The 12,405-nt window shown below is 59.7% G+C and carries 11 protein-coding genes and 1 pseudogene; 7 read left to right on the forward strand and 5 right to left on the reverse strand.

Annotated features, from left to right (window positions below):
- The first annotated feature begins 10 nt into the window (after positions 1 to 10).
- On the forward strand, positions 11 to 1,345 hold the full coding sequence (locus tag JTP94_RS05785) for an amidase (protein ID WP_204849587.1): 1,335 nt from the start codon (positions 11 to 13) through the stop codon (positions 1,343 to 1,345).
- Between the two features lie 14 nt (positions 1,346 to 1,359).
- Here JTP94_RS05785 and JTP94_RS05790 read toward each other — a convergent pair whose 3' ends face one another.
- From JTP94_RS05790 to JTP94_RS05810, 5 genes are read right to left on the reverse strand one after another with little or no spacing between them, the layout of a single operon-like run.
- Entirely contained in the window at positions 1,360 to 2,739 is a 1,380-nt protein-coding gene (locus JTP94_RS05790) for a dipeptidase (protein WP_204849588.1), read from the reverse strand.
- Positions 2,736 to 3,494 (reverse strand): SDR family NAD(P)-dependent oxidoreductase, encoded by a 759-nt coding sequence (locus JTP94_RS05795; protein WP_204849589.1) that lies wholly within the window; start codon positions 3,492 to 3,494, stop codon positions 2,736 to 2,738. The genes JTP94_RS05790 and JTP94_RS05795 overlap by 4 nt, the downstream gene beginning before the upstream one ends.
- Complete coding sequence (locus tag JTP94_RS05800) at positions 3,491 to 4,510, reverse strand: ketopantoate reductase family protein (protein ID WP_204849590.1); 1,020 nt, start codon at positions 4,508 to 4,510, stop codon at positions 3,491 to 3,493. The genes JTP94_RS05795 and JTP94_RS05800 overlap by 4 nt, the downstream gene beginning before the upstream one ends.
- Complete coding sequence (locus JTP94_RS05805) at positions 4,507 to 5,208, reverse strand: creatininase family protein (RefSeq protein WP_204849591.1); 702 nt, start codon at positions 5,206 to 5,208, stop codon at positions 4,507 to 4,509. The genes JTP94_RS05800 and JTP94_RS05805 overlap by 4 nt, the downstream gene beginning before the upstream one ends.
- Positions 5,209 to 5,221: 13 nt before the next feature.
- Positions 5,222 to 6,232 carry a GntR family transcriptional regulator gene (locus JTP94_RS05810; protein WP_204849592.1) on the reverse strand — a complete coding sequence of 337 codons (1,011 nt, stop codon included), beginning with the start codon at positions 6,230 to 6,232 and terminating at the stop codon, positions 5,222 to 5,224.
- A 195-nt stretch (positions 6,233 to 6,427) separates the two neighbouring features.
- Here JTP94_RS05810 and JTP94_RS05815 point away from each other — a divergent pair.
- The 6 genes and pseudogenes from JTP94_RS05815 to JTP94_RS05840 form a co-directional block, all read left to right on the forward strand.
- A pseudogene (locus tag JTP94_RS05815) lies at positions 6,428 to 6,640 on the forward strand (transposase); the annotation flags it as partial.
- A gap of 347 nt (positions 6,641 to 6,987) precedes the next feature.
- Positions 6,988 to 8,511 (forward strand): ABC transporter substrate-binding protein, encoded by a 1,524-nt coding sequence (locus tag JTP94_RS05820; protein WP_246754669.1) that lies wholly within the window; start codon positions 6,988 to 6,990, stop codon positions 8,509 to 8,511.
- Between the two features lie 73 nt (positions 8,512 to 8,584).
- On the forward strand, positions 8,585 to 9,523 hold the full coding sequence (locus tag JTP94_RS05825) for an ABC transporter permease (RefSeq protein ID WP_204849594.1): 939 nt from the start codon (positions 8,585 to 8,587) through the stop codon (positions 9,521 to 9,523).
- Positions 9,520 to 10,371: an ABC transporter permease gene (locus JTP94_RS05830; protein WP_204849595.1), complete on the forward strand. Its 852-nt coding sequence runs from the start codon at positions 9,520 to 9,522 to the stop codon at positions 10,369 to 10,371. Before JTP94_RS05825 ends, JTP94_RS05830 begins: the two co-directional genes overlap by 4 nt.
- Positions 10,368 to 11,375: an ABC transporter ATP-binding protein gene (locus tag JTP94_RS05835; RefSeq protein ID WP_204849596.1), complete on the forward strand. Its 1,008-nt coding sequence runs from the start codon at positions 10,368 to 10,370 to the stop codon at positions 11,373 to 11,375. The genes JTP94_RS05830 and JTP94_RS05835 overlap by 4 nt, the downstream gene beginning before the upstream one ends.
- Positions 11,372 to 12,394 carry an ABC transporter ATP-binding protein gene (locus tag JTP94_RS05840; RefSeq protein WP_204849597.1) on the forward strand — a complete coding sequence of 341 codons (1,023 nt, stop codon included), beginning with the start codon at positions 11,372 to 11,374 and terminating at the stop codon, positions 12,392 to 12,394. Before JTP94_RS05835 ends, JTP94_RS05840 begins: the two co-directional genes overlap by 4 nt.
- Positions 12,395 to 12,405: the final 11 nt, after the last annotated feature.

The raw sequence follows: 12,405 nt of genomic DNA on the forward strand, positions 1-12,405 counted from the left end.
GGAACTCCACATGAGCGAGACTGCTTTTCTTGGCGTGCGGGAACTCGGGCGACTTTATCGCCATGGCGCGCTGTCGCCGGTCGAGGCGACGAGACAGGCAATCGAACGCATGGAACGCCTCGAGCCGAAACTGAATGCCGTCTCCCATATCGTCGCTACCGCCATGCAGGATGCCGAACGTCTCGCGGTAGATCTTCGTTCAGGTCGCGACCTCGGGGCGTTGCACGGCATTCCGGTCGCCATCAAGGATCTCATCGAGGTCAAAGACGCACCGACGGGCTTCGGCAGCCGCGTTCGGGCACCCGCAATTGCTCCAAAAGATGCCACGCTTGTCAAAAGACTGCGCGACGCCGGTGCAATCATCCTCTGCAAGAGCAACCTGCTCGAATATGCCTATGGCATTGCCCATCCCGATGTGGGTCAGACCAACAATCCGCACGATGCCGGCCGCACCTCCGGTGGATCGAGTGGCGGCTCTGCCGCGCTCGTTGCCGCTGGCGTCGTGCCGTTGGCGGTGGGCACCGACACCGGCGGCTCCATCCGCATTCCCGCATCCTACTGCGGCATTGTCGGCCTGAAGCCGACATTCGGGCTGGTGCCGCTCGACGGCGTCTTCCCTCTCTCGTGGAGCCTTGACCATGCCGGCCCGCTGGCGCGCACCGTGACCGATGCCGCCACCATGCTCGGCTGCCTTTCCGACAAAACGTTCTCCCTTTTGGAACCGTCGCTTGAGGGCGTCCGGATCGGTGTTGTTCGCTACCATGCCGGCAGCAGCGAGCTGACGCCGGCTGTTGCAGCCAACCTCCAGGAAATCCTTGAGAAGCTGGCCTTGAGAGGCGCGGTCATCAAGACGATCGATCTGCCGGAATTTGCGGCGGCAAATTTGGAACTCAGAAAAATCATTCGTCCCGAAGCTTCCGTCATCCATACCAGCCTGCATGCCGAAAACCCTTCGGGCTACGCGCCGAGAACCCGCTCCCAGATCGAGACGGGTTTTGGAGCGAGCGCCGTGGACTATCTGCGCGCTCAGGAGTTTCGGGTGAAGCTCAGAGAGGCCATCGAAGCCCGCTTCGCCGAGGTCGATGTGCTGCTAGGCCCGAGCGTTCCGTTCCCTGCCCCTGTAGAGGACCCTGAATTCACCGAGGACGGACAGGAAGGCGAGATGCTTTCGAGCGGATTTGCCAATATGACGGGCCAGCCCTCCATCAGCATTCCTTGCGGAATAGACGGACATCTACCGCTTGGCCTGCAGTTGACCGGCGCCTTCGGTGCAGACGGCAAGCTGCTGCAGATCGCGCTTGCCGTCGAGGCGGCATTGGATGCCTACCGCCAACCAACACTTTGAGCGCTCAGGGAGCGTTACGCCCTGTAACGGTCCCCCAGACGTTGAAGCAGCATAGCCCAGGCTTTGGTTCCGAGACGGAAATTGGCAAGCCGGAAGAATTCGTTGGGGGCGTGATAATCCTCATCCGATGTGGAAAAGGAAAAGAAGATCGCTTCCACGCCGAGATGTCTCCGGAAGGAAGCCCCGATCGGAATCGTTGCGCCCATGGCGACACGAAGCGGCGGCCGACCCAGCAACTCGGCCAGAACGCCTTCGGCAATCGAAAGCGCCGGCAGGTCTGAATCGATGAAGAAGGCTTCGCTGCCCGGTCCGTGCCGATGAATATCCAGCGAAAAGCCACGTGGCAGACGCGCTTCCAGATGCCGGGCGACCGCCGCGACGACGTGATCCGGTTTTTGGCCAGCGATCAATCGGCAGGTGATTTTCGCGCTTGCCGAGGAAGGAATGACGGTTTTCGTCCCCTTGCCCTGATAGCCGCCGGAAATACCGTTGAATTCCAGCGTGGGTTCCAGCCATTGCCGGATGAGAAGCTCGCGGCCGGTATCGATAGGATCTGCGCCGGAAACTCCGATGTCGCGATAATAGGTAGCACTGTCGAAGGCGGCCTCCTCGATCGCGGCAACGATACGGGCATCCGGTGGGCTGGTTCCGTCGAGAAACCCTTCGACATCAACTCGCCCATCAGGCCCGTGCAGCGAGGCGAGAAGAGTGGCAAGTGCGCCGATCGGATTGGGGGCACTCCCGCCGTGGCGCCCGGAATGCAGATCCTTGGCGGCTCCAGTGACCGTCACTTCGAAGGCGGCTAATCCACGGCTCGCCACGGTCATTGACGGCCGATCCGGCCGCCACATGGCACCGTCGGCGGAAATGACCAGATCGCATCCAAGCTTCTCGCGGTAGCTCTGAAGCGTCGCCTCGAAATGCGGACTGCCGGATTCCTCCTCGCCCTCGATAAGGACCTTGAGATTGACCGGCAAGCGGCCTTCGGCCCGCAGATAGGCTTCGGCTACGAGGATCGGAATCAGCAGCGGCCCTTTATCATCGGATACGCCGCGCGCGTAAAGCCGACCATCCCGTTCGTCCGGCTCGAAAGGCGGCGTCGTCCATTTCTCGAGTGGATCGGGCGGCTGTACGTCGTAGTGGCCGTAAACGAGAAAAGTCGGGAGGGAGGGATCGCTGATCACTTCGCCATAGACGGCCGGATGTCCGCCCGTTTTCAGTAATTCGACGGAGGAGAAGCCCGCCTTTCGCAAGCGCTGGGCAACGAAATTCGCAGCATCGCTAATCCCCTCGGCATAAGCGGTATCCGTGCTGACGCTTGGAATACGGCAAAAAGCCTTGAGGTCTTCAAGCGCGGCAGGAAAATTCTCTTCGAGATAGGCCAAGGTGCTCATTTGCCGCCGTCCACGCTGATGACCTGGCCGGAAATCCAGCCGGCATAATCGGAGGCAAAGAACATCACCATAGCGGTGATATCATCCGGCGTGCCGAGACGTTTCAAGGCGATGTTCTGCAGCAATCGCGCCTGCCCCTCTTCGCCCATCGCCTCCCATTGCCGCTCGGTCGTGGGATTCGAGCGCACGAAACCCGGCGCCACGTTGTTGACGGTGATGTCCCAGGGGCCTAACTCATGGGCAAGCTGGCGCGTCAGGCCGATCTGACCTGCCTTGGCGCTGGCATAGGCCTGGATGCCCGTCAGCGAAATGCCGAGGCCGGCACCGCTCGATATATTGATGATACGACCATATTTCCGCCTCTTCATGCCGGGTGCTGCCGCCTGCGCCATGAAAAATGTGCCCGAAAGATTGACGTCGAAGATCGTCTGCCAGTCTTCCTCCGAAATCTCCTCGATCGGGCGCCCGACCTGCCCGCGGACGCCGCCGGCATTGTTGACGAGAACATCGATCGCGCCACCAGCAGTTTCGATCGCCGCAACAGTTTGCTGAACGGCGCTCCGGCTCCCCACGTCAAGCACATGCCCATATGTCTTAGGGCCGCAGAGGCTCACGGTCTCTTCCAATCCGGCGGCATTGACGTCGCAGACATGGACCGCAGCACCCCGGCTGGCGAATGCTTGCGCAATGGCGCGGCCGAAGCCGTGGGCCGCACCGGTAACGACGACCACCTTGCCCTCGAAGTCGATATTCATGCCACACTCCTTGCGAGCTCTTCCAGATTGCCAAGATCGAGTGGCCGTTTGCCGTCCTCTATCTCATGGATCATGGCGACGACGCGGGCAGCAAGCGGCGTCGGGACATGGCTGTCACTCCCGATTTCGACCACAGGGAGCACCTGGGCGTCCACCTCGGTCTTGCGCTTGCGTATGGCCAAATCCCTCCAGATGCCGGAATGCGATTTGGCAGACTTGCGATTGTGGGCGGCCATGTCGTCGAAAGATTTATTCGTCTGCTCGGCCGACGCCAGTGGCCCGAACGCCGCTGGATCGAATCCGTCGAATGCCTCCGGCTGAATGTTGTTTACGGCCGCAACCGTCGCAACTTCGAGCGCCAGCTTCCGCAACACGGGACGCGCCTGCGGGTTGGCAAGCACGTCGGCAATGCTGTCATTTGTCAGCGCCGTTCCGAAAAGCAGCGCACCGTAGATAAGTTTGCCCCAGAGAAAGCCCCAGATATTGTCCGTCAGGATGGCCCTCGGCTCGAATTGCAGCATCAGGGCATGAATATCCTGAATGCGGCCGGTCATTTTTCCGTCCAGTTCGCCGACGACGACAGCGCCGCGACCGCTATAGTGAACGACGCCCGGCTCCAGATAGTCGGCACCGAAATTGACGAAGCAGCCGATGACGCGATGATCGCCTGCGATCGGGGCGATCACCCGTTCGTTCAATCCGTTCTGTGCGGAAACGACGTAGCCGTCAGATGACAGATGCTTCACGAGGGCGTGGGCCGCACTCTCGGTATGGTGGGCCTTGACGCAGAGAAATGCGCGCTCGAACGTTCCCTGCAATTCTTCCGGAAGATAGGCCTTTACCTTGACCGTATCCTGAAAGATCGGTCCCTCGATGCGCAAACCGCCGGCGTTGATGGCGTCGACATGTTCCTTGACGTTGTCCACGAAGATCAGGTCGTGTCCAGCCCGGATGAAGGCAGCCCCGAGGGTTCCGCCGATCGCGCCGGCGCCCCAGATGAGTATCGGCTGGCTCATGCCCAATCTCCTTCGAGAAACGCCCGGGTTTCCTTGACGGCGACGTCCCAGAGTGCGCGCATGTCCTCATCCGGCCGTTCGTAGTAGCCACCAAAATTGCCGTCACCGAGATAGGATTTGACAGCGGCAGGCGACATGACGCGCATGCGGGCTAGATCGATCATCGGCTTCTGCTGCGCCGGCTGCACGACGCCTTCAAGCCGCGTCCAGGGGAAATTCTCCATCCAGGAGGCGTGCGAGGCAACGCTGTCGATCTCCTGAACCTTGGCAAAGGTCTTGGGCGCGTTCCACCAGTTGTGGAACTTCACCGCAGTATCCGGATTATCCGCCATCCATTCGATAGCAAGGCTGCCTGCCGGCTGATTGCCACCATGGCCGTTGACGATGAGGATGCGGCGGAAGCCTTGGAGTCGCAAGCCATCAAGGATATCGCGAACGAGACGTATATAGGTTTCCTGCCGCAGGCTGATGGTGCCCGGATAGGCAAGAAAATAAGGAGTTATGCCATAAGCTACGACGGGAAAGACCGGAATGCCGAGCGGTTCTGCCGCGTCCGCCGCAACCCGTTCCGACAGGATGGAATCGACCGATAGAGAAAGTCCAGCATGCTGTTCTGTACTGCCGAGCGGCAGAATGGCGCGGTCGTCGGTCTTGAGGTAGGCCTCGATCTGATGCCAGTTGGATTCCGAAACTCTCATGTCTCTGCCTTTCCTATCCCTGCCCTTCGGAGGCGGTTCGTTTGAAATTCTCTGTTGACGGTAGCTGGATGCCCGCAGCGCGGAGGATCGGCACGATCACCCGCTCGATGTCTGCGGTATCCGGTGCGTGGCGATATTCGATCGCCTGCATGCCCGCCGGAATGCGGTTCACGATGCTTTCGGTGCCGGAGGCGTAGATCACAACCGTCGCATGAGCGAGCATTGCATCCAGGCCCGGCGTCTCCAGCGTGGCGGCAGCGACTTCCCTCACATGCGGCGCAAAACGCTGAACGCCGCTCTTCATGATCGGAAGGAAGTCCGGAATGCGGGAGACGACAGCAATCGAGGCAAGTGAATCAAGTGACGCCAGCGCCATGCGCGTCTCTTCGGAAGGCGTGAAGCTGATCGCAACAACTTTGGTGTTCGGCACGAGAACCGAAACTTCCCGAAGGCGGTTGGTGAAGGTTATGGCAAGGTCTGCCGAATTTACGCGCGCCTTGGCGTCCACCTCACGCTCTATCGCTGAAACGGTCAGCGGCTCCACCGTAACACCCGTGCCAAGTCGGCCGGCAATGAAGCGAGCATAACTTGCCGTCGCCTCTGGAAAGATCCCGATCATGACAATGCGCATTCGCGGGCCGATGCTGTCGCGATAAAAAATCCGGGCGCTGATCAGGGAAACGAGTTCCGCTGGGCGAATGCCGAGCTCGCGGCTTTCGTCGATGAGCTTATCTATATACCGGTGCAGGCCGCTGGCATCCGCTCTGCCCGCAAGGCGCGCCTGGTAGCTGTCGCCGACGAACGTGCCCGAACCGGGACGCGTGTCGATAAGGCCGGCGGACTTGAGATCGGCATAGACCTGGCTGACGGTCATCGGAGCGACGCCGACCTTTTCGGCAAGCTCACGCACCGACGGAAGTGTCTCCCCCGGCGCCAGCTCACCGCAGGCGATACCATACTCTATGAGTCCTTGAAGCTGCGTGCGCAGAGGCACTGGCAGCTCACGGTCGACGAAGAATTCCATGAAAGCCGTTCAGTTTCATCTGTTATAGTGTATTATAACGATTACCCTGCCGCGTCGACTTCGACAAGTCAAGGGGTCGTTTGCGGGAGGGGACGGAATCCGACGCTAAGGCATTGGCCAGGTGTTGGTGCATGGATCGTTCAGCTGTCTGAGTTAGGCAAGCGGCATTCCGTAATAGCCGTTGTAGTCCAGGCCATGCCTTTCAAACACAATACCAGCCGCCGCAATCATATTGAGACGATGAAGTTCAGGGTTTCGAACTGGCGGGAGTATGAGGCTGGACTTCGTCGGCGCGGCAGTTTGACCTTGTGGCTGACACTGGAAGCCCTGTCCAAGTGGCAGGCACCTAGACGCAAGACCCGCGGCGGCCAGCACCGTTATTCCGATCTGGCAATCGAGACCGCCATAGGGCGATACTAGTCCATCATCGGGCCGCGTCTGCGAGCCCGGTTGCTTCCTGCTCAGCAAACAGAAGCCGCCATCGGCTGCGCCGCCCTCAACCGAATGCTTGCCTGCGCACGCCCGAAATCCGTCCGCCGGAAAGAAGCTACGGCATAGTATGCCCCTTCAAAGATCGGCTGCCGCTCAATTCCGGATCCATGCACCAACGCTCATGAGAAAAGCAGTTGACAGTCGATCCAGTGCGTGAAATCGTTATAGTCAATAATAACAGTTTTACCTAAAACTAACAGGGGAATGCGATGAAGACGTTCGTGAGAGCGGCCATGACCGCTGCGCTTTTATTGGGTACCAGCATGTCTGCATTCGCTGTGGAACGCGGCGGTACGCTCGTCTACGGCCGATATGCCGACAGCCTCTTGCTTGAGCCTGTGCTTAACGACGGCAACGTCGATATCTGGATCCTGTCCAACCTTTACGACACGCTACTTCTGCCGACCGACGATGGCAAGGACGTTCAGGCCGGTCTCGCCACCGAATGGAAAGTCGCCGATGACGGTCTCAGCGTTACGCTGACTCTCCGCGACGGCATCAAGTTCTCGGATGGCTCTCCGATCACGCCTGCAGACGTGGCATGGTCTCTGAAGCGCGCGTCGCGGAAGGACAACGGAATCTGGAACTTCATGGTCGCCTCGATCGACGACGTGGTTCCCGAAGGAGATAAGACGGTCGTCGTCAAGCTGAAGCATATCGATCCGGCAATCCTCGCAGCTCTCACCGTTTTCAACACAGGCATCATGCCTCAAAAGGCGTTTGAGGCCACTCCTGGCGCAACCGAGGAAGAGAAGGCCAAGGCTTTTGCTGAGCACCCGATCGGCTCTGGACCCTTCGTGTTGAAGTCCTGGGAACGTGGCACGAGCATGAAACTCGTCCGCAACGAATATTACTGGGGTAAGGGCGAGGATGGCAAGCCGCTCCCCTATCTCGACGGCCTCGACTTCGAGACCATTCCGGATGATGCGACACGAATCCTGAAGCTAAATTCGGGCGAAATCGATGGTGCTGAATTCATTCCCTATGCGCGCGTCAACGAGCTGAAATCGGCAGGCGTCGTGAATATGGAGCTCTTTCCATCGACCCGTATACAATATGTGACGATGAACGTTCGGCCGCAGATCAAGGGCCAGGATAATCCGCTGTCGAATCCCAAGGTTCGGCAGGCTATGAACTATGCTATCAACAAGGACGCGATCATCCAGATCGTAACCCATGGCGTCGGCACGCCGATGACGTCCTTCATGTCGACCGCAACGCCGCTTCATGCTGGTGACAAGCCGCTCTATCCTTACGATCTTGAAAAGGCGAAGAGCCTGATGAAGGAAGCTGGCTTCCAGAATGGCTTTTCGACCAGCATTCTCGTCGTTGCCGGCAATCAGGACCAGATCGGCATTTCGACGGCCCTGCAGCAGATGTGGTCACAGATCGGCATCAAGCTGGACCTCCAGCAGGTCGATAATCCCAGCCTCACCCAGCAGTACCGCGACGGTGTGTTCCAGATGCGGAATGCCGCCTGGACGGACGATATCGCCGATCCGAGCGAAATTACGTCCTACTTCTCATATTCGCCGACGATCGATGCGCTTCACACCGGCTGGAAAAATGCCGATGTCGACAAGCTCTTCGAGGACTCCCAAAAGGAAGCCGACAAGACCAAGCGCGCCGGGCAATATGCCAAGATCCAGGAAATCTACAACGCCGACGGACCGATCGTACCGCTCTACGAGACGCCTTATCCCGTAGCGCTCAGCAAGAAGGTTCACGGTTTCGTACAAATCCCTCTCGGCAACAACATCTTCGTCAAAGCCTGGAAGGACAAGTAAGTCCCAGGATCGCAGGTGCGCGGGCTGCCGAACGGTCCGCGCATCCCCTTGGTCAGGAATCCGGGAGCGGCTTTTGCCACTTTTCAGTTTCGTTATCCGCCGCGTACTCCAGATGATACCGACGGCGATTTTCATTCTGGTCGTTACTTTTGTGCTGGTCCGTCTGCTTCCCGGCGACCCGGCAAGCGCAATGATTGGAGACCGGGCGCTGGACGCCGACGTCGCTCGCATCAATCGTCAGCTGGGTCTCGATCAACCTGTTCCGGTTCAGTTTCTTTATTATGTTGAGCGTATTCTCGCCGGCGATCTCGGCAATTCCATCAGCCTCAAGGTTTCGGTGATATCGCTGATCCTGCAGCGGCTGCCGGTAACGCTGATGCTCACGGTGATGGCCGCATTGATCGCGCTTGTTCTTGCCGTTCCGCTTGCCTTCATCGCCGCGTTGAAGCGCGAGCGTGCGCCGGATGCCATCATCAGGGGTGCCTTTCAAGTCGGGCTTTCGATGCCGGTCTTCTATATCGGCATCGTTCTTTTGACCGTGTTCGCAGCGCAGATGAGATTGTTTCCCGTCGGCGGATACGGGGAGACGTTCGGCGACAGGCTTTATCATCTCTTCCTTCCGGCGCTTACGCTGGCCTTGAGCTTTGCGGCCGTACTGATGCGCAATCTGCGTGCCTCGATCATTGGCGTAATGAATGCCGAATATGTCGACTTCGCCAGGGCCAAGGGCCTGCGCTCGCGTGTGATCCTCTTTCGCCATATCCTGCGCAACGCGCTGATTTCGACGGTCACGCTTTTCGGCCTGCAGATCGGATCGCTGCTCGGCGGTGCGGTTATCACGGAGACCGTTTTTGCGGTGCCCGGCGCAGGACGACTTCTGATCGACAGCATCTATGGGCGCGACTATCCCGTTTTGCAGGGGCTGACGATCGCGCTCGCCATCCTCGTTTCGCTGACGTTCCTGATCACTGATATCGTTCAGGCTTGGCTCGACCCGAGGATCGCGCGATGAGTGATGCTGTCAGAGAGGCTAAAAGCTCGACGCGTCTCCGCCTGCCGGCACTGCCGCGCAGTCTGATTTCTGGCGGTATCATGCTTGGGCTCAGCCTCATTGTTGCTTTCTGGCCATCGCTGTTTGCCCCGTATGACCCCACGGCCTTCGATTATAACGCCTTGCTGCAGGCGCCGAGCTGGGCGCATCCCTTCGGCACCGACAGCTTCGGACGCGATGTTCTGTCCCGCGTTATCCATGCCTACACCATCGACATGCAGATCGCCTTCTTCGCCACCACCGGCCCCTTTGTTGCGGGCACCATCATCGGTGCCTTCGTCGGTTATGCCGGCGGCATAACCGAAGCGATCTTCGGCCGTATCGTCGATGCCGTTGTCACCTTTCCCTTCCTGGTGCTTGTCATCGCCGTTGTTTCGGTCCTCGGACCAGGTCTTGGAAACATGTACATCGCGATCGGCGTTGTCGGCTGGGTCTTTTATGCCCGTCTTGTCGCGTCTGAAATCAAGGTGCAGAAGCGTCTCGACTATGCCGATGCCGGACGTGTCATGGGCTATACGCCCTTGCGCATTATTTTCCGGCATCTCCTGCCGAATGCGATCACACCCGCTATCGTCTATTGGATGACCGATATGGCGCTCGCGATCCTGCTCGGCTCGAGCCTCGGCTATCTCGGTCTCGGCGCCCAGCCGCCCGTGGCCGAATGGGGCGTCCAGATCGCCGACGGCAAGAATTTCATGAATACGGCCTGGTGGATCTCCGTGTTTCCCGGCGTGGCGATCGTCCTGACCGGCCTCGGTTTCAGCCTGGCCGGCGATGGCATAGCGGAATTGTTGAGGGTGCGGCGATGACGACGGGTGCTGCAGAAAATGCCGGACTTGTGGTCCGTGGCCTGACGACGACCTTTGATACGGTTCGCGGTACGGCGATCGCTGCGGCTGACGTCGATTTCGACGTGGCGCCCGGCGAGGTTGTTGGCCTTGTCGGCGAGTCCGGTTCGGGCAAGAGCGTGACGCTTAGATCCATCATGAGGTTGATCCGTGAACCGGGACACGTGAGCGGCCGTGTCGAATGGCGCGGCCGCGATCTCGTTTCGATGTCCGCGGAAGAACTCCGGCGGATTCGCGGTAGCGAGATCGCGATGATTTTCCAGGAACCCATGACGGCGCTCAATCCGGTGCTACCGATCGGCATGCAGATCGAAGAGAACCTGCTGGCACACATGACGCTGGATGCACGCGCGCGCCGCGCAAGAGCGCTGGAATTGATGAACATCGTCGGCATTCCGGCAGCCGAACGCCGGCTTCACGAATATCCGCACCAGTTTTCCGGCGGCATGCGGCAGCGCGCTATGATCGCGATTGCATTGGCCTGTTCGCCGAAATTGCTCTTGGCTGACGAGCCGACCACCGCGCTCGATGTCACGATTCAAGACCAGATTCTGAAGCTGCTGCTGGAGCTTCGCGATCGCCTGTCGATGAGCGTCGTGCTCGTCACGCACGACCTCGGGGTCGTTGCGGCAACCTGCGACAGGATGGCGGTGATGTATGCCGGACGCATCGTCGAAACCGGCACGGTTGCCGAAGTATTTGCTCGACCGCACCACCCCTATACACGCGGCCTCCTGGGTTCCGTACCGCGCTCCGGCACATCCCGCACCATGCTGCAATCGATCGAAGGTACGCCGCCCAGCCTGACGAACCTGCCTGCCGGCTGCTCGTTCCACCCTCGCTGCAGCTTCGCGACCGACATCTGTCTCAGGGAGCGCCCGCCCTTGGAACCGATTACCTCCGAAGCGCGCAGGGCCGCGTGCTTTCATCATGAACTCGTCGCAAAGGCGGAGACGATCATTTGAGCGCGAACCTGCCGATCATTTCCGTCGATGGCGTCTCCAAACGTTTTAGCGGCCCCTACTCTCTTTTGGGCCGACTGAGGGGAAAGCCGCCCATTGCGGTCCATGCGCTGAACGAGGTCTCACTGGAGGTATATCGCGGCGAAACGCTTGGTATCGTCGGGGAATCCGGCTGCGGCAAATCCACACTCGCGCGCTGTCTTGTCCGGCTGCAGGAGCCGGATGCAGGCGCCATACGCTTCGAAGGTAAGGATATCGGCATGCTGCGGGCGGCGGAGCGCCGCGCCTTCAACAGACGCGTACAGATGATTTTCCAGGACCCTTACGGCTCGCTTAATCCCCGTATGACTGTGAGGCAGATTCTGGGCGAGGCGCTCAGCGTGCACCGCATGCGCCCGAAGGCACAGATACCGGATCGCATCGCCGAATTGCTGGAACTGGTTCGCCTGCCGCAGGATGCCGCCGGGCGTTATCCGCACGAATTTTCCGGCGGCCAGCGCCAGCGCATCGGCATTGCACGTGCCCTTGCCGTCGAGCCGGATGTGATCGTTGCCGACGAACTTGTTTCGGCACTCGACGTCTCGGTGCAGGCGCAGGTCGTGAACCTACTGCTGCAGCTTCAGGAGCAGCTTCACCTGACAGTCATCTTCGTTGCACATGATCTGCGGCTTGTCCGCCATATCTCGCATCGTGTCGCGGTCATGTATCTTGGTCAGGTCATGGAGATTAGCCCCGCAAACGCGCTCTTCACGGCGCCGCGTCATCCTTATTCGAAGGCATTGCTCGATGCGGCGCCTGAACTCGATCCGACCCGGCGTAACAGAACGGTGGCCGCCCGCGGCGAATTGCCGAGCCCGCTCAATCTGCCGCCCGGCTGTCCCTTTGCAAGTCGCTGCCCGCATGTTTTCGATCGCTGCCGCGTCGAGAGGCCAATCCTTACGCCACGCGGCAAAGGCCAACGCGCCGCCTGCCATTTAACCGATTTCGGCGCAGCCCAAGCCGAAGAAAAACAGATTTCCTAATAAGGAACTTC

Origin of the sequence: Martinezella lusitana (genome assembly GCF_016901135.1) — a bacterium.
Lineage (GTDB): Bacteria > Pseudomonadota > Alphaproteobacteria > Rhizobiales > Rhizobiaceae > Rhizobium > Rhizobium lusitanum_D.